14 protein-coding genes are annotated in these 17,937 nt (G+C 72.7%); 7 read left to right on the top strand and 7 right to left on the bottom strand.

Annotation, left to right across the window (positions count from 1 at the left end):
• Nucleotides 1–163 precede the first annotated feature (163 nt).
• Nucleotides 164–2,290: a PIG-L family deacetylase gene (locus tag OG429_RS36980; RefSeq protein ID WP_328929630.1), complete on the top strand. Its 2,127-nt coding sequence runs from the start codon at nt 164–166 to the stop codon at nt 2,288–2,290.
• A 151-nt stretch (nt 2,291–2,441) separates the two neighbouring features.
• Nucleotides 2,442–2,876 carry a hypothetical protein gene (locus tag OG429_RS36975; protein WP_328929629.1) on the top strand — a complete coding sequence of 145 codons (435 nt, stop codon included), beginning with the start codon at nt 2,442–2,444 and terminating at the stop codon, nt 2,874–2,876.
• A gap of 23 nt (nt 2,877–2,899) precedes the next feature.
• Here OG429_RS36975 and OG429_RS36970 read toward each other — a convergent pair whose 3' ends face one another.
• Entirely contained in the window at nt 2,900–4,252 is a 1,353-nt protein-coding gene (locus OG429_RS36970; protein ID WP_328929628.1) for a hypothetical protein, read from the bottom strand.
• 331 nt (nt 4,253–4,583) lie between these two features.
• Here OG429_RS36970 and OG429_RS36965 point away from each other — a divergent pair, with 331 nt between their 5' ends.
• Nucleotides 4,584–6,122 (top strand): DUF6056 family protein, encoded by a 1,539-nt coding sequence (locus OG429_RS36965; RefSeq protein ID WP_328929627.1) that lies wholly within the window; start codon nt 4,584–4,586, stop codon nt 6,120–6,122.
• A gap of 26 nt (nt 6,123–6,148) precedes the next feature.
• Here the strand turns inward: OG429_RS36965 and OG429_RS36960 are convergent, their stop codons facing one another.
• Both OG429_RS36960 and OG429_RS36955 read right to left on the bottom strand, forming a co-directional pair.
• On the bottom strand, nt 6,149–7,333 hold the full coding sequence (locus OG429_RS36960) for a M6 family metalloprotease domain-containing protein (RefSeq protein WP_328929626.1): 1,185 nt from the start codon (nt 7,331–7,333) through the stop codon (nt 6,149–6,151).
• A 52-nt stretch (nt 7,334–7,385) separates the two neighbouring features.
• Entirely contained in the window at nt 7,386–8,651 is a 1,266-nt protein-coding gene (locus OG429_RS36955) for an alpha/beta fold hydrolase (protein ID WP_328929625.1), read from the bottom strand.
• A 227-nt stretch (nt 8,652–8,878) separates the two neighbouring features.
• On the opposite strand from OG429_RS36955, the gene OG429_RS36950 reads away from it, so the two are divergent.
• Both OG429_RS36950 and OG429_RS36945 read left to right on the top strand, forming a co-directional pair.
• Nucleotides 8,879–10,633 carry an ABC transporter substrate-binding protein gene (locus OG429_RS36950; protein WP_328929624.1) on the top strand — a complete coding sequence of 585 codons (1,755 nt, stop codon included), beginning with the start codon at nt 8,879–8,881 and terminating at the stop codon, nt 10,631–10,633.
• Nucleotides 10,634–10,739: 106 nt separating this feature from the next.
• The gene (locus tag OG429_RS36945) at nt 10,740–11,765 is read left to right on the top strand and encodes a LysR family transcriptional regulator (RefSeq protein ID WP_328929623.1); all 1,026 of its coding nucleotides are present in this window, start codon (nt 10,740–10,742) and stop codon (nt 11,763–11,765) included.
• Here the strand turns inward: OG429_RS36945 and OG429_RS36940 are convergent.
• Nucleotides 11,746–12,714, bottom strand: a complete 969-nt coding sequence (locus OG429_RS36940) for a helix-turn-helix transcriptional regulator (protein ID WP_328929622.1) — start codon at nt 12,712–12,714, stop codon at nt 11,746–11,748. The genes OG429_RS36945 and OG429_RS36940 overlap by 20 nt on opposite strands.
• Nucleotides 12,715–12,777: 63 nt before the next feature.
• Between OG429_RS36940 and OG429_RS36935 the strand changes: the two genes are divergently transcribed.
• Both OG429_RS36935 and OG429_RS36930 read left to right on the top strand, forming a co-directional pair.
• Entirely contained in the window at nt 12,778–13,923 is a 1,146-nt protein-coding gene (locus OG429_RS36935; protein WP_328929621.1) for an epoxide hydrolase family protein, read from the top strand.
• A gap of 177 nt (nt 13,924–14,100) precedes the next feature.
• Nucleotides 14,101–14,808: a dioxygenase family protein gene (locus tag OG429_RS36930; RefSeq protein ID WP_328929620.1), complete on the top strand. Its 708-nt coding sequence runs from the start codon at nt 14,101–14,103 to the stop codon at nt 14,806–14,808.
• 24 nt (nt 14,809–14,832) lie between these two features.
• Here the strand turns inward: OG429_RS36930 and OG429_RS36925 are convergent, their stop codons facing one another.
• The 3 genes from OG429_RS36925 to sigJ all read right to left on the bottom strand — a co-directional run bounded on the left by OG429_RS36925 (nt 14,833) and on the right by sigJ (nt 17,920).
• Nucleotides 14,833–15,711 (bottom strand): glycosyltransferase, encoded by an 879-nt coding sequence (locus OG429_RS36925; RefSeq protein ID WP_328929619.1) that lies wholly within the window; start codon nt 15,709–15,711, stop codon nt 14,833–14,835.
• A gap of 169 nt (nt 15,712–15,880) precedes the next feature.
• Nucleotides 15,881–16,819 carry a hypothetical protein gene (locus OG429_RS36920; RefSeq protein ID WP_328929618.1) on the bottom strand — a complete coding sequence of 313 codons (939 nt, stop codon included), beginning with the start codon at nt 16,817–16,819 and terminating at the stop codon, nt 15,881–15,883.
• A 111-nt stretch (nt 16,820–16,930) separates the two neighbouring features.
• The gene (gene sigJ, locus OG429_RS36915; RefSeq protein ID WP_405676784.1) at nt 16,931–17,920 is read right to left on the bottom strand and encodes an RNA polymerase sigma factor SigJ; all 990 of its coding nucleotides are present in this window, start codon (nt 17,918–17,920) and stop codon (nt 16,931–16,933) included.
• Between the last annotated feature and the right edge of the window lie 17 nt (nt 17,921–17,937).

Genomic DNA, 17,937 nt, shown 5'->3' with positions numbered 1-17,937 from the left:
CATTCAGCTTGATTTCTCGTCATATGCCCCTTGATGGTGTGTCAGTTGCGAACGCCCGAGACATAATCGGGCCCGGTCGTCTCCGGAAGCGGTGGAGCCATCGGGACGCCGAATCACCCCCTCGGCAGAGTTCCGCACCGGACCGATCCTCAAGGCGTTGCAGATGTCCCTGGCCAGCCGCACCCGCATCGCTGCCCTGCTCGCCGCGCTCACCGTCGGCGCCGCCGGGGTGACGACCTGGGCCTACGGATACGGGACCACACAGGAGCCGGGCGCCCTCGAGGTGGTCCTCCGCCCGAGTGTGACCGAAGGCACGGCCCTCCAGGTCGTCGCGCACCCCGACGACGACCTCTTCTTCATGAACCCCGACCTGAGCCGCTCCATATCCACCGGCGTCAAGGTCACCACCGTCTACCTGACCTCGGGCGAGGCCGACGGCAGGAACGAGGCCCACAGCCCGCACCTGGAAGACCCGGCGGGCCCCGCCGACCGCGCCGCCTACGCGGAGGCCCGGCAGAACGGCATACGGGCCGCCTACGCGGAGATGGCCACGGGCGAGCGCACCAGCGTCTGGCAGCGCACGTCCGTACCCACCGCCGGCGGCGGGAGCGCCGAGGTGGACGTCCTCGTCGCCAGGCCCGAGGTCAACCTGGTGTGGATGCAGCTGCGCGAGGCGCGCAGCATCTCCGGCGACAATCCGGACAGCCTCCGCGGACTGTGGGACGGCAGGGTTCCCGCGCTGGGCGCCCAGCTGACCTCCGGAACGCCGGTCAAGCCCTGGTTCTCGTACACCAAGGACCAGGCCGTGGAGGCCATCGCATCCGTCTTCGCGATGTACCGGCCGACCACGATACGGACGCAGGACCCGACGCCCGGCCGGACGCAGGGCGGCGGCGTCTTCCTCGACCACCAGGACCACATCTACGGCGCCCGGTTCGTGCAGGCCGCGGCCGAGCGCTACGCGAAGACCACGGACCGGCCGCACTTCTCGGTCCAGAACTATGTGAGCTACCCCAACAGCTCGCTGCCCCCGACGCTCGACCCGCAGGCGGCCGCGGAGAAGCTCGGGTACCTCAAGACCTACGCCTGGACGGACCACCAGGACTGGTGCGGCAGCCCCGCCGGCTGCGGCGACCGCAAGACCGCCACCCGGCCCACCGGCGCCGGATGGAACCAGACGATCCGCTACAGCCGGGGCGACGGCACCTCCTGGATGGCCGAGGGCGCCTCCGGCCGGCTGTGGGCCTTCGCCGCCCTGGACGGCCGGATGGCGTACTGGACGCGCAGCGGCCCCAAGGCCCCCTGGCAGGGGCCCCAGTTCCTCCCCGGTGACGGGATCGACGCGGGCGCGACGACGGCGCGGCTCCCCGACGGCAGGATCGCGGTCTTCGGCACCCGCACCACCCTGGGCACCACGCCCCAGGAGTACGGGCGCGACCTCGTCTACGCCGTCCAGGCCGCGCCCGACGGCGCCTTCGGCCCGTGGCAGTCGCTGGGCACCCCGGACAAGGTCGACATATCCGGCACCTCGGCGATCAGCGCGCCGTCCGTCGCCGTCGACCCCGCGGGCCGGATGACCGTGTACGTACGCGACTCCCTGCGCACCCTGCACGCCCGCGCACAAGCGGCCCCGGACGGCACCTTCGAAGCGTGGCAGGCCCTGGGCGGCGCCGGCCTGCAGGGCGACCCGGTCACCGCGACCGACGGGGCGGGGCGGCGCCACGTGTACGCGGCCACGGACCGGACCGTGCTGGCCTGGGTCCAGCCGGCCCCGGACGCCCCGCTCAGCGGCCCCTTCCCGACGGGGCTGCCGGCGACGACCGGTCCGCTCTCGGCGAGCCCGCAGGGCGACGGCGTCCGCCTGTACTTCCGCCACCCCGGGACGGGCACCGTCGGTACGAGCCTGGCCACCGCGGGCTCGCCCGCGCCGACGTTCTCCCCGGTCACCGAGGTGGGCGGCGAGGGCGGCTACGGCGCCGTCGGCGTCGCGGGCCAGGTACTCGCGGGCCGCGCGGGCGTGGGCACGGTCGGTATCTCGGGCCCGGACGACGCGCCGTCCTGGTACGAGTCACAGATGCTCTACACGGGCGCACCGGCGGCCGTGGCCGAGCCGGACGGCACGGCCGTCGCCGCAGCGCTCGGCCTGGACGCCGGTCTGCACGTGACGACCGCTCCCCCGGCCGGGTCCGCGCCGCCCGGCAGCCGCCCGCCCTCCTCCCCGTGGCACCGGGCGGTCCGGCCTCCGGCGATCGCGCAGGCCGCGCGCGCGGCGGCCGTGTGGCAGCCCTGACCGGTGTGGGCGAGGATGGCCGCCGGACCACGTCGGGGCCCGGCCGAGGCCGCCTCCTGACCAGCTGACCACCTGACCAGCGGCGATCGGGGCTCCCATGACCCCTTGCTCCACCGTTCGCGGGCGCGCGGGACCGGGAACGCTGCGCGCCGTGGCTGCCGCCGCCGTACTGGTCGCCCTCGCCGCCGGGTGCCGGAACGACGCCGCTCCGTCGTGGGGGTACCCGGAGCTCGGGGCGACCCTGCGATCGATGTCCCGGACCCTGGAAGAAGGCTGTGCCGGGACGGTCCCCGAGAGTTGTGCCGACGCACTCGACCGGCTCGACGCCCTGGCGGAGCGCGCCTTCGCCGAGGTCCTCGACCACCGGCTCCTCGACGACGCGTACGTCGGGGCCAGGCACGAGGTGGACCGGGCGAGGCGGCTCCGCCTCGCCGCCGCGGCACAGGCCCGGTCACGCCGTGATCCGCACTACCTTCCGCTCGGGCGGGCGGTGGCGGCCGAAAGGCTCGCCTATCGGCACCTCCTGGCCGCACTGGAGCGGGTCCGCACCGCGCCGCCGCCGGGTGACGGGACGGAGCCCGTCTGAGTCCCTGACCCGCAAGGCGCGTACTACGGCCGCAGGGGCGGGGTCGGAAGCGCCGTGCCGTCGAGCGCCACGAGGGACAGGACGGCGATCGAACCCGTCCACGCGAGGGGAGCGACCGAAACGGCCCTGCCCTCCTTGTCCACCTTCTCCGGCAGCTCCCCGAGCGAGTTCCTCTTGGAGAGGACCCAGTCCAGGACCTGTCCGGCCTTCGCCGGCTCGCCCGTCCCGGCCCATGCGAGCGCGAACAACGCCGTACTGGGCGTCCAGGCGTTTCCTCCCCAGGGCGCGGCGGGGTCGTTTCCCGGGGTCAGCCCGCCGTTGGGCAGGAGCAGCGCCCGGTACGTGGCGTCCAGTGCCCCGGGCAGGCCGACGGGGGCCGTGTTGAACGGAGGTGCCATGAAGGTCACCGCGCTGTCGTGCCCGTGCCGTCCGTCGGTGGTGCGCTGGTACCTCAGGGGAAGGAAGTTCGCGGAGATCGCGGCGGAGAGCCGCCGCGCGGCCCGGGCCCAGCGCGCCGCGTCGTCCGGCCGGTTCGCCTCCCGGGCGAGGTCCGCGGAGGCGTTGAGCCCGGCGAGCAGCGGCGCGGCCGTACCGATGTTCGCGGTGGTCGTCATCAGCTCCCAGTAGTCGGGGGAGGCCGGGGGCAGCCCGTCCCCCCGCAGGGAGCCCGCCGCGTGGTCGGCCGCCTTGCGGATCATCGGGTAAAGGGATATGAGCCGGGCGTGGCGGGTGGCCCCGGGGGCGGTCCGGTACCACTGCCAGGTCGCCCAGGGGACCCAGCCGTTGGCGTCCAGCTGCCACCGTCTGCCGTCGGGCGGGCCGGACCCGTCGAGTTCCGTGCGCGCCTCCCAGGTGCCGTCGCTGCGCTGGGTCGCGGCGCTGTAGCGCAGGATCCGGTAGGCCTCGGCGTCGTGGCCGGTGTGCGCGAACGCGGCGGAGGCGAAGCTGGAGTCGCGCGGCCAGGAGTACTTCCAGCCGGGGCTCCACCCCGCCGCCATGGCGCCGTTCGGCCGGAGCAGGGCGCGCATGGCCAGGAGGGCCCGCTCGGCCGCCGCGCGCTGCACGGGCGACCGGCCCGGGACCCGGCCGGAGGCCAGCCAGGCGCGGCTCTGCTCGATCTGCTGCATCGCCGGCGGGTGGTCGGCGGGGACCACGGCCGACGTCGTCATGGCGGCGGGAAGGTACATCCACCGGCCGGACGCGAGCCGCAGGACGTTGCTCCCGTCGACGTACCGCGCGCCCCTGGCGACGGCAGGCGGAACGCCTTCGGCGGCGGTCGTGTTGGACAGCACACCGACGGTGCGGGCGGCGAGCATCGCCACGGGCGCGTAACTGCGCTCGACCTCACCGCCGCTCCCGTGGCTCCCGGTACACACGGGAACGGTGACCCCCGCCAAGGCCGCTGTGACGACCGCCCAACAACCGAGCAGGACACCGGGCATCGTCACTCCCTCCGCCGGGCGTGCGTACGCGCGGACCCGGATTCCCCATCCTGGAAGAGCCGTGCGGAGGCTGCCACGGAACACCCGCCGCCCGGGTGAACGAGGGGTGCCGAGGGCTTCGTGGCCGCGTGCCCGTCCTGGCCCGCCCGGGATGCCGGTGGCCGCGAACCGTGCCCATCATGGGTGTTCGCGGGCCGTGCGGTCGCCGCAGTCGGCGGGCGCATCGGCCGACTCACCGGCCGGCCCCGCTGCGAAGGGGTGGTGAATGAACGCTGCTGCGGCCCGGGGCGAGGACGTCCGGACCCCTTCCTCCGCGGTGGGCCAGGGAACCGGCCGCCGCCCCCTCCCGCGCGGGCTCCTCCCGGCGGCCGGGGCGACGCTCGTCGCGGCGGCCGGAGCCCTGGTCGCCGTCGGATGCTTCCTCGGTCTCTACGTACGGCCCGCGTCCGACGACTGGTGTGCCGCGTGGAAGGCCCGCGATCTGGGGATCCTCGGCATCACGTCCGATTTCTACATGACCCAGAACGGCAGGATCGCCAACGCCTTCCTGAGCGGTGTCGTCTACGGCGACGGACTGGCCGGGACCAAGATCCTGCCGACGGTCATAGCCGTCGCCTTCACCGCCGGGCTGGTCCTGCTGGGGTGTCATTTCATCCGGTTCCTCGGCGGCAGGCCCCCTGTGCTGGTGCTGACCGCTTGCGCCCTGGCCGTCCAGGCGCTGCTCTACTTCGCGGGCACCCGCAGCTATCAGGTACTGCTGTGGGCCCCCGCCACGATCTCCCACACCCTTCCGAGCCTCATCGGCCTGTGGGCGTTCCTGCTGGCCGTCCGGACCGTCCGCCATCCCCGTGCCGCCGTCCGGGTGGCCGGCTTCACCTCGGCGTTCCTCATCGGCTTCGCGCTCGGCACCCTGAGCGAGCCGTTCGCGCTCGTCAGCGGGCTGCTCGCCGCCGCGGTCGGGCTGCTGTCCGTGCCCCGCCTCGGCCTGGCGCGGAGCTGGCATCCGTTCACCTGGTGCCTGCTCTGGTGCTCCGGCCTCCTCTGCGGTCTGGTCGTGCTCTACACCTCCCCCGGCGCCCGGTGGCGCCGGGCGCAGCAGCCCGACAAGGAGTCCGTGCTCTCCGCGGCAGAACTCGGGGGCGCCTACGAGGACTGGCTGCGCATGTGGGACTCCGTCACCGGCCAGTGGGCCTACCTGGGAGCCGCCGCGGTCGGCGTCCTGCTGGGCCTGGCGACCGGGCTGCGCGGGCCCACGCCCGGGAGGCGGGAGCCGCGGCGGACCGTCCCGCGCAAGGTGCTGATCGCCCTGCTCCTGCTCCCGGTGCCCGTGGTGGTGCTGGGTTCGTTCGCGGTGGTGGTGGGCCTGCGCAGCGGCTACGGCCCGAGCGGGTGGACGTACGCCCGCAGCTGGACGAGCTTTCTCGTGCCGATGGAACTGGCGCTCTGCGGGTACGGCGCGCTGCTGGGCGCGTGGGGCGGCCGGTGGCTCTCGGGCCGCCGCGCCGCCGGCCCGGTCCTCGCGGCCGGCGCCGTGGCGGCGGGCTGCCTGACGCTGGCCTCGGTGGCCGCGCTCGTCCCGAACGTCCAGCAGCTCACGACCACGACGGTCGCCCGTTCCGTGGCCTGGGACGCCCAGAACTCCCGCATCCGGAGCGAGGCCGCACGGGGCGCCACGGACGTGGGCTACCGGCCCCTGTACATCGGCGGTCTCGCCGAGCCCTTCTTCACCGGCAGCTACGAGCGGGACTGGGTCGCCGCCTGCGTGTCGAAGTGGTACGGCGTCGACCGGATCCACCGCCGCTGAGCCGCGACCCGTGCGGCCCGCCGGAGTCACCGTCTGCTCATCCGCACCGTGTCTCCCATCCGTCCGCCCGCGAGGACGTCGATGCGCACGCCGGTCGCGGGATCGGTGAAGGTCTGTCCGGGTGCGTACGCGGCCAGGTCCGTCGGGGTGCAGCCGGTGGTCGGGGTCGTGGTTCGGGCCGGGGGCGCGTTCATGACCCGCACCGGGCCCTCACCGGTCCGGACGGCGGAGTCGACCTTGTAAATGAGGACGCCGGCGGAGCAGGCGGTCGCGTCGTTTCCCTGGGCGCGGCGTGACTCCGCCACGTAGGCCGTCGTCTCACCGGTCCGCAGCACGGCGATCCTGGTTCCGCCGGGACGTTCCACCGGGGTCAGCGACACCGTACGGCGGCCGGAGCCGGGCAGGCAGGCCACCTGGTCGTCTCGGGTCCAGCCGAGCTTCCAGGAGTGCCAGCCGAGGTACTGCGGGGCGTGGCCCGCGATGTCGCCCATGACGTCCCAGCCGCCCACGTACTGGTGGGTGGCTCCGGTGAACGAGTACAGGTCGGGCAGCCCGAAGGTGTGGGCGGTCTCGTGGGCAGCGACCTTGTGGCCCCAGCGCCACATGTCCTGTCCGAAGGTGACGGCCCATTTGAGGCGGGTGCCGTCGGCGGTGATGCCGGGGCCCGCCGGGTCGTACAGGTAGGTCGGCGAGAAGGGGATGGCGGTCGCCGTCCTGGCGGGGACGACGTAGACCATGTCGTAGCGGGAGAAGTCCGCGTAAGGGTCGGCGGCCGTGATCGCGTCGCGCAGGTACTTCTCGTGGGCCTCGAAGGTGAGGCCGCGCGCGAAGCCGTAGGAGGTGGAGTCGGCGGGCATCCGGATCCAGCGGTGCAGCGGGGTGTTGTCGACTCGCAGACGACCGTGGCTCGCGCGGCCCATCCAGTCGGCGGCCGGGGCGAGCGCAGCGGCGTACGGCTCGGTGGAGTCGGCGGCCGGGGCGTCGGGGAAGTCCACGTACAGCGTCAGGACGCGGCGGGTTCCGGTGGCGGGCTGGAACTGGGTCCGGTCGGTGTCGTGGCCCTCGTCCGTCCAGCCGGTCCGGCCGGGGAGGGCGCAGCGGGCGGCGGGGGGCGGTGAGCCGGGGGCCGCGGCCGCGGTGGGGGCGGCCAGGCAGGAGACGAGAACGACGGTCGCGGCGAGCGGCCGCAGGCGGCGGAGCGGGGTGGTCATGTCTCTCCCGTCGGAGGCAGGTTGAGGGGTACGGGGTCCTTGGCGCGCGTCGCTACGCGCGGCCCGCGGCCAGGTCCATCAGGCGGGAGAGCACGCGGCCGCCGGAGGCGGTGACGCCGTCGTGCTCCCATTCGTTGGTGACCCACACCCGGGTGGCGCCGACCTCTCTCGCGGTGCCCAGGGAGAGCCCGGCGTCCACGTACATGTCGTCGTGGTAGACGACCGCGGCGAGCGGGACCCGGTTGGCGGCGAGGCGGTCGGGGTCGTACAGCGGTGGCCAGTCGGGGCGTTCGGCGAGCAGTTCGGCGGCCTCGGCGAAGGGGCGCAGGCCCCGGATCTCGCGGAACATCCAGGGGTAGATCATTTCTCCGGTGAGCAGGAGGGGGTCGGCGTCCTCGGCGAACTCGGGGAAGGCCGACAGGGCTCTGGACGCCGCCCAGCCCGTCGGCCCCGCGCCCTGGCCGTACAGGGTCTCCTGCATGACGGCGAAGAGCGGATTGTCGGTGAAGCCGGTCAGTGCCATCACCTGGTGCAGGAACGTGTCGGTCGGCTTCGCCTCCTCGTCGAGGGATTCGTCGAGAAGCCAGTGGAGCCGCTCGAAGCCGTCGCCCATGCCGAGGGCGAGGCCGAGCGTGCGCAGGCGGTTGGGGGTGAGCCGGTCCCCGTCGGGCAGGCGCACCTCGGTGGCGGTCAGGAGGCGGGCGATCTCGCGCAGCCGGGCGGCGTCGTCGGGGTAGCGGGCGTAGAAGTCGAGGACGCGGTCCCGCACCCGGGGGTAGGTGCGGGCGTAGACGTCGTCGGCGGTGGCCGAGAGGCCGGGCAGGCCGCCGGTCACGTAGCACGCCCGTAGTCCGTCGGGGGCCCGGGAGAGGTAGGTGAGGGTGATGAAGCCGCCGTAGCTCTGGCCGAGGGTCTCCCAGGGTTCGTCGCCGCACAGCTGTCGGCGGATCAGTTCGGCGTCCGCGACGACCGAGTCGGCGCGGAAGTGGCCGAGATGGCCGGCCAGCCCGGCCGGTGAGGCGAAGCGGGAGGCCGCCCGGGCGGTGAGGGGGGTGGATCGGCCCGTGCCGCGCTGATCGAGGAGGAGGACGCGGTGGGTCTTCAGGGCCTGGGGCAGCCAGCCCGGTGAACCCGCCGACGGCCTGGGCGACTTGCCGCCGGGGCCGCCCTGCAGATAGAGCAGCCAGGGCAGCCGCCCGCCTGCCCGGCGCGCATCGGCGACCTCGCGGGCGAAGATCTGGATGGTGGGACCGTGTGGGGCCGCGTGGTCCAGGGGGACGGTGAAGAGGTGGTCGACGGTCGCGTACGCAGGGTTCATGGGTCCCTTTCGCGGCCCCGTGGCTGCCTGACCACCTGGCCGCACAGTGACGTGTGACATTGCGCTACAGCATGGCGCGGCCAACGACGGCCGTGGAGCCCCCGGTTGTCCATAACTCCGTGCTATGGAGGACCGACAGTTGTGGGTGCCATTTCACATAACTATGTTATCGGTCACATTGCAGCCAGCCTCCTTCGGCCGCCCGACTGTTCACGGAGTGACCATTGATGAACAAGCGCACTCTCCACGCCGTCGCCACCGCCCTGGCGGCGACCGTCGCCCTCGGCATGGCCGGCTGTTCCAACGGCGGCCACTCCGGCGGCGGCCAGCAGGGCAAGGACTCGAAGAGCCCCGCACTCGCCAACGCGGGGGCCACGGTCGGCGGCACCCCGCGCAAGGGCGGCACGCTGACGGTCCTGTCCAACCAGGACTTCACCCACCTCGACCCGGCCCGCAACTGGGTGATCGGCGATCTCGACTTCGGCACCCGGCTGCTCTACCGCACGCTGGTGACGTACAAGGCGCAACCGGGCGCGGCGGGCGGAGAGCTCGTCCCCGACCTCGCCGAGGACCTCGGCGTCTCCTCCAACGGCGCCAGGACATGGACCTTCACGCTCAAGAGGGGCCTCACCTATGAGGACGGCACCCCGATCACCGCCCAGGACGTGAAGTACAACGTGGAGCGGTCCTTCTCCCCCGACCTGCCCGGCGGCCCGGACTACGCCGCCCGCTACCTGGCCGGCGCCGAGGGCTACCGGGGCCCCGCCCAGGGGCAGCACCTTGACTCCGTGAAGACCCCCGACGACCGCACGATCGTCTTCGAACTCCGCAAGCCCTTCGCGGAATTCCCCAACGCCACCGTCCTGCCCACCTTCGCCCCGGTGCCCAGCGCCCAGGACAAGGGCCCCCAGTACGACAGCCGCCCGTTCTCCTCGGGCCCCTACAAGATCGAGTCGTACGACCGGGACAAGCGGCTGGTGCTGGTCCGCAACCCCCACTGGGACCCGGCGACGGACACCGTGCGCAAGGCCTACCCGGACAAGCTGGTCGTGGTGATGGGGCTCAGGGCCAACCAGATCGACGACCGGCTCATCGCCTCGGAGGGCGCGGACGCCTCGGCCGTCCCCTGGGGCAAGCTGCGTCCGGAGAGCACCCCCAAGGTGCTGACCAAGGCCGACGTCAGGGCGCGACTGCTGGCCGAGTCCACCAACTGCACCGAGATGGTGCAGATGCACACCGGTCGCGCCCCCTTCGACAACGTCAAGGTGCGGCAGGCCGTGCAGTACGCCCTGGACCGCGAAGCGGTACTGACCGCCTCGGGCGGCCCGGCCCTCAACGACCCCGCCACGGCGCTCATGCCCGGCTCCCTCTTCGGCGGCAAGCAGCCCGACACCCTGGGGATCCCGGCCACGGGTGACGTGGAGAAGGCGAAACAGCTCCTGAAGGAGGCCGGCAAGCCGGACGGGCTCACGACCACCATCACCGTCTCCAACGGGGACAAGGGCGTTGCCGAGGCGATCCAGCAGTCCCTGGGCCGGGCGGGGATCAAGGTCACGATCGACGCCGTCGACCCGTCGGCCTTCTACGACACCATCGGTGACACCAAGAACCGCACCGACCTCGTCTACACCGGCTGGTGCCCCGACTACCCCTCCGGCTCCACCTTCCTGCCCTTCCTCTTCGACGGCCGCTACATCAAGGAGAAGGGGAACTCCGGCAATCACTCGCTCTTCCGCGACGAGCCGACGATGAAGCGGATGGACGAGATCGCCGACATGACCGACGCCGCGCAGGCCAACACGGCGTGGCGGCAGTTGGACGGGGAGATCCTCGCCAAGGCCCCTACGGCGCCCGCCGTCATCGAGCGCATGCCGTTGCTCCTCGGCACCAACATCGCCGGCGCCTTCGGCCACACGTCCTTCGGCGGGCAGCTCGACTACGCCACGATCGGGCTCAAGGACCCGGCGAAGGACGGAAATTGACCCCACATCACACGGCGCCACCCATCACCATGTGTGACATTTCACATAGGACTGCCAGAGGTCAGCTCCTGTCCGAAAGCCGTCGTCGCTCCATAACATGCGCGGCATGGAACTGGAGGTACGGCACCTGCGTGTGGTGTGTGCGATCGCCGAGGCAGGCAGCCTCACCCGGGCCGCCGCCGCGCTGTCCATGACACAGCCGGGCCTCAGCACACAGTTGCGCCGCATCGAGTCGATGCTCGGCGGTGTCCTCTTCGACCGGCGGCGTTCCGGAGCCACGCCCACGGCCTTCGGTGAGCTGGTGCTGGCCCGGGCCCACGCCGTCCTACCGGGTGTCGACGCGCTGCTCGCCGATACCGCCCGCGCGGCCCGCCACCTGGCGTCCCCGGACCGGGTCCGCGTCGGATCGGTCGGTGCTCCCCTGATCGGCCACCTCGTCCTGGCCATAGGGTCGTTGCTGCCCGAGGCCGAGGTGACGTCCCGGTGCCACTACTCCCCCGTCACGCTCCTGGACGACCTATCCGCCGGCCGCCTGGAGGCGGCGGTCCTCGGCGACCACCCGGAGCAGGTCCTGCCGCCGCGCGACGGGGTGATCCTCACACCTCTGGTCACCGAGCCCGTCTTCGCCCTGCTGCCCGCGACCCACCCGCTGGCCGGCCAGGAGGCCGTGTCCCTGACCGAACTCGCCGACCACGACTGGGCGATGCCCCGGCCCGACGGCGACCGCACCCGCGAATACTGGTCCTCCGTGTGCGCGCTGACCGGCCGCCGCCCCTCCGCCCCGCACGAGGCCGAGGGACGCCAGCTGGTCGAACTGGTCCGCGCGGGCCTGGCCGTCAGCCTCTGCCAGGCCACCTTCGCGCAGACCCCCGGTGTCGCCGTCCGTCCCCTCGCGGGAAACCCGCTCTGGTACCGCCACGTCCTGGCCTGGCACCGCGACGGCCCGCTGGCCCCCCACGGCGACGACATCCTGCACACGGTGGCGGCCGGTTACCTGGACGCGTGTGCCGCCGCCCCGGTCTACGCGGACTGGCGCCGACGACACCCGGACATGGCCCAGCTCCCGCCCACCGGCCCCCGGCGGCCCCAGCTGCCCGGCGGGCCTTTGCGTCTCAGGGGGCAGGCGGCGTGAAGCGGGCGTAGCGGTCGGCCAGCCGGCGGAGGTGGGTGACCAGCTCCTCGGGTTCGGTGACGTCGAAGCCGAAGTCGAGCATGCCCAGGTAGGCGGCGAGGGTCTGCACCGTATCGGCACCGGTGACCAGGACGCAGCTGTCGGCGTCGAGGGCTTCGACCGTGCCGACCGCGGGGTTGATCCGCTCGATCACCGCCGTCGCCGGGGCATGGACGGTCACCCGCGCGCAGTAGCGCCAGGCCGCGCTGGACACGCGTCGGGAGACGTATGCGGAGATGTCGCCGCCGGGCAGTTCGCGTGGGGTGAAACGCGGTCCGGTCGGAGTACGGGGCTGGATCCGGTCGACCCTGAAGGTACGCCAGTCCTCGCGCTCGACGTCCCACGCCACCAGGTACCAGCGCCGCCCCCAGTTCACCGCCCGGTACGGCTCCACCACCCGGCGGGTCGGCGAGCCGGTGTGGTCCAGGTAGTCGAAGCGCAGTCGTTCCTGGTCGCGGCAGGCGGATACCAAGGTGGTCAGCACGTCGGCGGAGACGGTCGGCACCGGACGGTCCGCGGGCACGGCCACGGTGTACGCCGTGAGGGTCCGCACTCGGCCGCGCAGCCGCGAGGGCAGCACCTGCTCCAGCTTGGCCAGCGCCCGCAGCGAGGTTTCCTCGGCGCCGGGGACGGCGCCCTGCGCGGCGGTGCGCAGCGCGATCGTCACCGCGACGGCCTCCTCGTCGTCGAGCAGCAGCGGGGGCATCGCCGCCCCGGCGCCGAGCCGGTAGCCGCCGGTGGCTCCCCGCGTGGCGTCCACGGGATAGCCGAGCTCGCGCAGTCGTTCGACGTCGTTGCGGACGGTACGGCCGCTCACCCCGAGGCGCTCGGCGAGTTCGGATCCCGGCCAGGCCTTCGGGGTCTGCAACAGAGAGAGCAGGCGCAGCAACCGTGCGGAGGTATCGAGCATGAGGACCAGCCTGTTGTGCCATTAGGAACGCAGCGTGCCTATATCGAGAATACTGTCTTACCCATGGAGAGCAGCAGCAACACCGACGCCCGGATCCACCCGTTCCGCATCGATGTCCCGCAGGACGTGCTCGACGACCTGCGCCACCGGCTGGCGCGTACCCGCTGGGGCAGCGAGATCCCCGGCGCCGGCTGGAGCCGGGGTGTTCCCACCGACTACCTCAAGGCCCTGGCCGCGTACTGGGCCGACGGTTTCGACTGGCGCAAGGCGGAGGCGGAGCTCAACGAGTTCCCCCAGTTCACCACCGGGATCGACGGCCAGAACATCCACTTCCTCCACGTCCGCTCGCAGAACCCGGCAGCCGTCCCACTGCTCCTGCTGCACGACTGGCCCTGCTCGTTCGTGCAGTTCGTCGAGGTCATCCGGCCGCTCGCGGAGGACTTCCACGTCATCGTGACCTCCACGCCCGGTACCGGCTTCTCCGGGCCGCTCGGCGAGGCCGGCTGGAACACCGGCCGCATCGCGGGCGCGTTCGTCGAGCTGATGGGCCGGCTCGGCTACGGCTCCTACGGTGTCCAGGGAACGGGCGGCGGCGCCTGGATCGCCGCCGAGATGGGGCGCCAGGCGCCCGACCGGGTCGTCGGCGTCCACGTCAACGGCCTGATCACCTTCCCCTCCGGGGATCCTGCCGAGTTCGAGGGGCTGACCGCGTCCGAGCAGGAGCGGCTGGCCCGGCTGGAGGATTTCCAGCAGGACAAGATGGGCTTCAACGCCATCCAGTCCACTCGCCCCCAGACCCTCGCCTACGGGCTGCACGACTCGCCGGTCGGCCAGCTCGCGTGGATCGCGGAGAAGTTCATGGAATGGACCGACCCCGCCGCCGAGCTCCCCGAGGACGCCGTGGGCCGCGACCGCCTGCTGACCAACATCAGCGTCTACTGGTTCACCGGCACGGCCGGCTCCTCGGCGAACCTGTACTACGAGGCGGGCCACGACCCGGCCGCCTGGGCCCCGAAAGCCCGCGGCACCGTCCCGACCGGCGTGGCCGTCGCCCTGCACACCGACATCGCCATCCGCCGCTTCGCCGAGCGGGACCACAACATCACCCACTGGAGCGAGCTGGAGCGCGGCGGCAACTTCCTCGCACTGGAACAGCCCGAGGCGTTCGTCACCGACGTCCGCACCTTCTTCGCCGCGCTCGGCGCCTGACACCTGCGAGCGCCCGGGCAGCCCACGGCTTTGAAGATCCAGGACCGTGGACCGCCCGGGCCGACGAGGGGCGTGGGTGTGTCGGTGCCGACCCGGAACTCTGCCGTCCGGCACGGTGGGGCGCAGTGTGCAGCCGTCCGCGCGTGACGGCTCCCAGGGCACCTGTGAGGGGTTCGCATGTCCGAGAAAGACGCCTCCCGGACCAGCCGTCGTACTGTTCTGCTGGCTGCAGGATCCGCCGGGGCCGCGCTACTGACCGCGGGCTGCTCCGGCCCGGCCGGGACCCGGGGTGCGGCGGGACAACCGTCGGCCTCGCCGCCCCGGCCGTCGGGCAGCGGCAGCAGCAGCCCGGCCTGCGTCCTCACCACCGAAGCGGGCGCGGGCCCGTACTACGTGGACCTGGACCGGGTCCGGTCGGACATCACCGAGGGCCGGAGCGGGGTGCCGTTCCGGCTGGACCTGACGGTGGTCCGGGTGTCAGCGGGCTGCCGACCGCTCGCCGCCGCCGGCGTCGATGTGTGGCATGCCGACGCCTCCGGCGCCTACTCCACCGGCGGGTCCACGTTCCTGCGCGGCACGCAAGTCACCGACGGCGCCGGCCGATGCGTGTTCCGGACGATCGTGCCCGGCTGGTACGCGGGACTGGCGCCGCACATCCACTTCAAGGTGCACCCCGACACCCGTACCGAGACGACCTCTCAGTTCTTCTTCCCCGAGGACCTCCTGCTGAAGGTGTACGCGCTCCAGCCCTACGCGCGCCGCCCCGCACCGGAGCACCCCAACCGTCGGGACAGCCGCTACAGGGCCGCCGGCGCCGCCATGACGCTGGCCCTCTCACCCGACGGCGACGGCTACCGTGCCGCGTACACCGTGGGAATCGCCTGAGCCTTACCCACCCTCAGGTCGGCTCTAGGCCTGACGGACCTCGCCGTAGAAGCCGGAGAAGGCTTCGGCGGCCTCCCGCCAGTCCGGCAGGTCCGGCGCTCCGGTGGCCGTGGACACCGCGGGCCGCGCGGGCGCGGCGACGGCCCGCTGCCAGCTCCGTACGGCCAGGTCGTCGTCCCACGGGTCGACGACGGCGGAGCCGTCGAGCAGCGCCCGGTAGCCGTCGGTCCCCACGGGCGGCGGGCTGAGGATCCGGCACCCCGTCTGCGCCGCTGCCACCAGCACACCGCTCGACCACACCCGCCGGTACGGCAGGGCGACCCATTCCACGCGTTCCAGGAGCCGACGAACCCGGGCCACGGATGGAACCCCGGGAGGTACTCGACCTGCTCGTGGGCGGACGCGAGCCGGGTGAGCTCCCGGGCCCAGTCCGGGGTATCGGGGGTGGGGAAGGGGCAGGGCCGGCGAGGGGGGCGCGCCGCGGATCTTTCGTGCGAGGTGCTCGTGTTCCTTGGTGAAGAAATGGACGCCATGGGTGAGGGAGTCGACCGCGTCGATGAACGACACCGTCCCGTTCGCACCGGGCTCGTGCGGCGCCAGGTCGTAGACGGTCTGGACGAGGCGGGCGCCCCGCGCGGTCATGGCCCGAAGGAGATCGAGCGCCTCGGCCAGCAGTCGGCCGAGCATCTCGGGCCAGTGCACGTGCACGATGTCCGGGACGTCGCGCAGGAGTGCGTCCCGTACGCGGCCGGAGACATCAGCTGAGGTGAACCCGGGCTCGTCGCGGCACAGCCCGGGCCGTATGACCTCGACGCCCAGTGCCGCCAGATGGCTCTCCTGCAGCCGCACGTAGTCGTTCCATGCGCAGGTCTCAGGTATCTGCAGCACTCTGAGGGCGCTCACGCTTCTCCACCAACTCTTCGCGGCCGGGATCTTCGAACAGATCTTCAGACGGAGTCTCACGGACGACGAGCCGCTCGGGCTGCCGCTTGGCCCATGTGGCTGGATCGCGTCCCCTGCCATGCGCCTGCCATGCGCGGTGAGGGGCGTCGGAGGACTCAGGAGGGAGGACTCAGGAGGCGCCGGCCCGTGGCGTACTCAAGGCCGCGTGCAGACGCGCGTACGTGGGCGCGAGGCGCCGCAGCAGCGCCGTTGCCACTTGGTCGTCGCCCTGCACGAGCGGATACTGCAGACTGCCCAGGATCCGGGCCTGGTGCTGCGCGATGGACGCCGCCTGCGGCAGTCCCAGCAGGTCCAGGCACAGCGCCGCATCGCTGAGGCGGCGTGCGCCCACGCGGACGCCGAAGGCGGTGAGCATGGTGCGGATGCCGGGGTCCAGGCCCTCGGCCACCATGTCGGCGAGCCTCTCGACGGCGGCTGCTCCGCCGAGTGAGCCGGGCGGCATGGGCAGGTCGTCGCGGCCGGCCAGCCACTGCTCGGCCGCCGGCAGCGACTGCCTGAGCGCGTCGACAGGAGTGACCCGGCGCCGGCGCACGAAGCCGGTCCGCAGCACGAACGGAGCGTCGATGTAGCTGATCGTCTTGGCCTCCCAAGCGGTCAGGAAGGCTTGCGTGGGCAGGGTCGCGTACGGGTGGCCGTGGGGGTCGTGGAGTTCGATGCCGTCCTGGTCGGCGGCGAGGACCACGACGTAGTGGTCGCCGCCGTCGGCGTTCGGTGTGCCGGGCTGGTACAGCAGCAGGCCCATGTCCACCGGCCCGACCAGGACCGGTCCCCGCGAGCAGGCGTCCCGCAGCCGTTCGAGCGCCTCGGCCGGCGTTCCGCCGTCGCTGCGTTCACGGTCCCAGCCCAACAGTGCGATCGCGGCGTCGAGGCCGGCCTCGGGGTGCCAGCCGTACGGATCGAACAACGGCAGGGACCCGGCGATGAGCTGTGCCCCGAACGGCGATCCCGTCAGCGTCTCGATGACCGCGGGCGAGGGGGACTCACCGCCCAGCATCATGGCCAGCGAGTTCGAGTAGCAGTAGGGACCGGAGCCGACGTAGCCAAACACGAGGAACCCTTCATCGGGACTGAGGTGATTCCCCCGGCCGATGGCCGGGCAGGTGAGAGAAATCAACCGCCTCACACGGTGTGAGGGTCAACTCCTGACTCCAGGGGCGTGCTACGCGGTCCACGGCCGGAGCTTCTCGGGGTTGCGCACCGCCCAGATGTGCGTGATCCGGCCGTCCGCGAGGCCGAACGCGGCCACCGTCACGGTGACGCCGCCGCGCTGGGCCACCAGGCCGGGCCGACCGTTGACCGAACGCTCCAGGAGCGTCATGCCGGGTGCCCTGCTGCCGATCTCGACGATGTAGCGGGCGATCCGCTCGCTGCCCGCCACCGGGTGGAGCACCGCGCCGACCCGGCCGCCGCCGTCGGCGATCATCGTGGCATCGGGGTCGAGCAGGCCGACGAGGGCGGCGATGTCCTTGGCCTCCCACGCCTGCTTGAAGTCCCTGATGACGCCGGCCTGTCGGGTCGTCGGAGCCACGGGGGTCCGGGCCGCACGGATGCGACGGCGGGCCGACGACGCAAGCTGCCTGCACGCCGCCGGGGTGCGGCCGACGATCCCGGCGACTTCGGCGAAGGGGTACCGGAAGACGTCGTGCAGGATGAACGCGACCCGTTCGGCCGGGGTCATCGATTCGAGCACCACGAGGAAGGCCATGTCGACCGACTCGTCCAGGGTGACCCGGTCGGCCGGGTCTGCCGGGGCACCCCTGCTGTCACCCGGCCGCCCGCCCATCCATTCCGCACGGTCGGGCAGCGGCTCCGGGATCCACTGGCCCACGTAGCTCTCGCGCCGCGCCCGCGCCGAGCCGAGCAGGTCGAGGCAGATGCGACCGGCCACCTTCGTCAGCCAGGCCCCTGGGGACTCGATGGCCTCCTGCCGCTCCTGGGACATGGCGTACCAGCGCACGTATGTCTCCTGAACGGCGTCCTCCGCCTCGGCCAGGGAGCCGAGGAGCCGGTAGGCGAGATTGATCAGCTGCCGGCGCTCGCTCATGATCGCGCTCAGACTCGGATCGGGGTGGCCCTGTCCTGACGCGGCATCGGACTCGGACACGGGCTCGGACTCGGGTTCGGACACGGGCTCGGATCTGGTGGTCATGGTCTCGACGACTCCCT

This window comes from Streptomyces sp. NBC_00190, assembly GCF_036203305.1.
Lineage (GTDB): Bacteria > Actinomycetota > Actinomycetes > Streptomycetales > Streptomycetaceae > Streptomyces.
This window is presented reverse-complemented; position numbering and strand designations above follow the sequence as displayed.

Bases quoted from the DNA above. Each gene is read 5' to 3' on its own strand.
- sigJ (WP_405676784.1), bottom strand. From the start codon at position 17,920: ATGACCACCAGATCCGAGCCCGTGTCCGAACCCGAGTCCGAGCCCGTG.
- OG429_RS36940 (WP_328929622.1), bottom strand. From the start codon at position 12,714: ATGCTCGATACCTCCGCACGGTTGCTGCGCCTGCTCTCTCTGTTGCAG.
- OG429_RS36965 (WP_328929627.1), top strand. From the start codon at position 4,584: ATGAACGCTGCTGCGGCCCGGGGCGAGGACGTCCGGACCCCTTCCTCC.
- OG429_RS36930 (WP_328929620.1), top strand. From the start codon at position 14,101: ATGTCCGAGAAAGACGCCTCCCGGACCAGCCGTCGTACTGTTCTGCTG.
- OG429_RS36935 (WP_328929621.1), top strand. From the start codon at position 12,778: ATGGAGAGCAGCAGCAACACCGACGCCCGGATCCACCCGTTCCGCATC.
- OG429_RS36950 (WP_328929624.1), top strand. From the start codon at position 8,879: ATGAACAAGCGCACTCTCCACGCCGTCGCCACCGCCCTGGCGGCGACC.
- OG429_RS36960 (WP_328929626.1), bottom strand. From the start codon at position 7,333: ATGACCACCCCGCTCCGCCGCCTGCGGCCGCTCGCCGCGACCGTCGTT.
- OG429_RS36945 (WP_328929623.1), top strand. From the start codon at position 10,740: ATGGAACTGGAGGTACGGCACCTGCGTGTGGTGTGTGCGATCGCCGAG.
- OG429_RS36980 (WP_328929630.1), top strand. From the start codon at position 164: ATGTCCCTGGCCAGCCGCACCCGCATCGCTGCCCTGCTCGCCGCGCTC.
- OG429_RS36955 (WP_328929625.1), bottom strand. From the start codon at position 8,651: ATGAACCCTGCGTACGCGACCGTCGACCACCTCTTCACCGTCCCCCTG.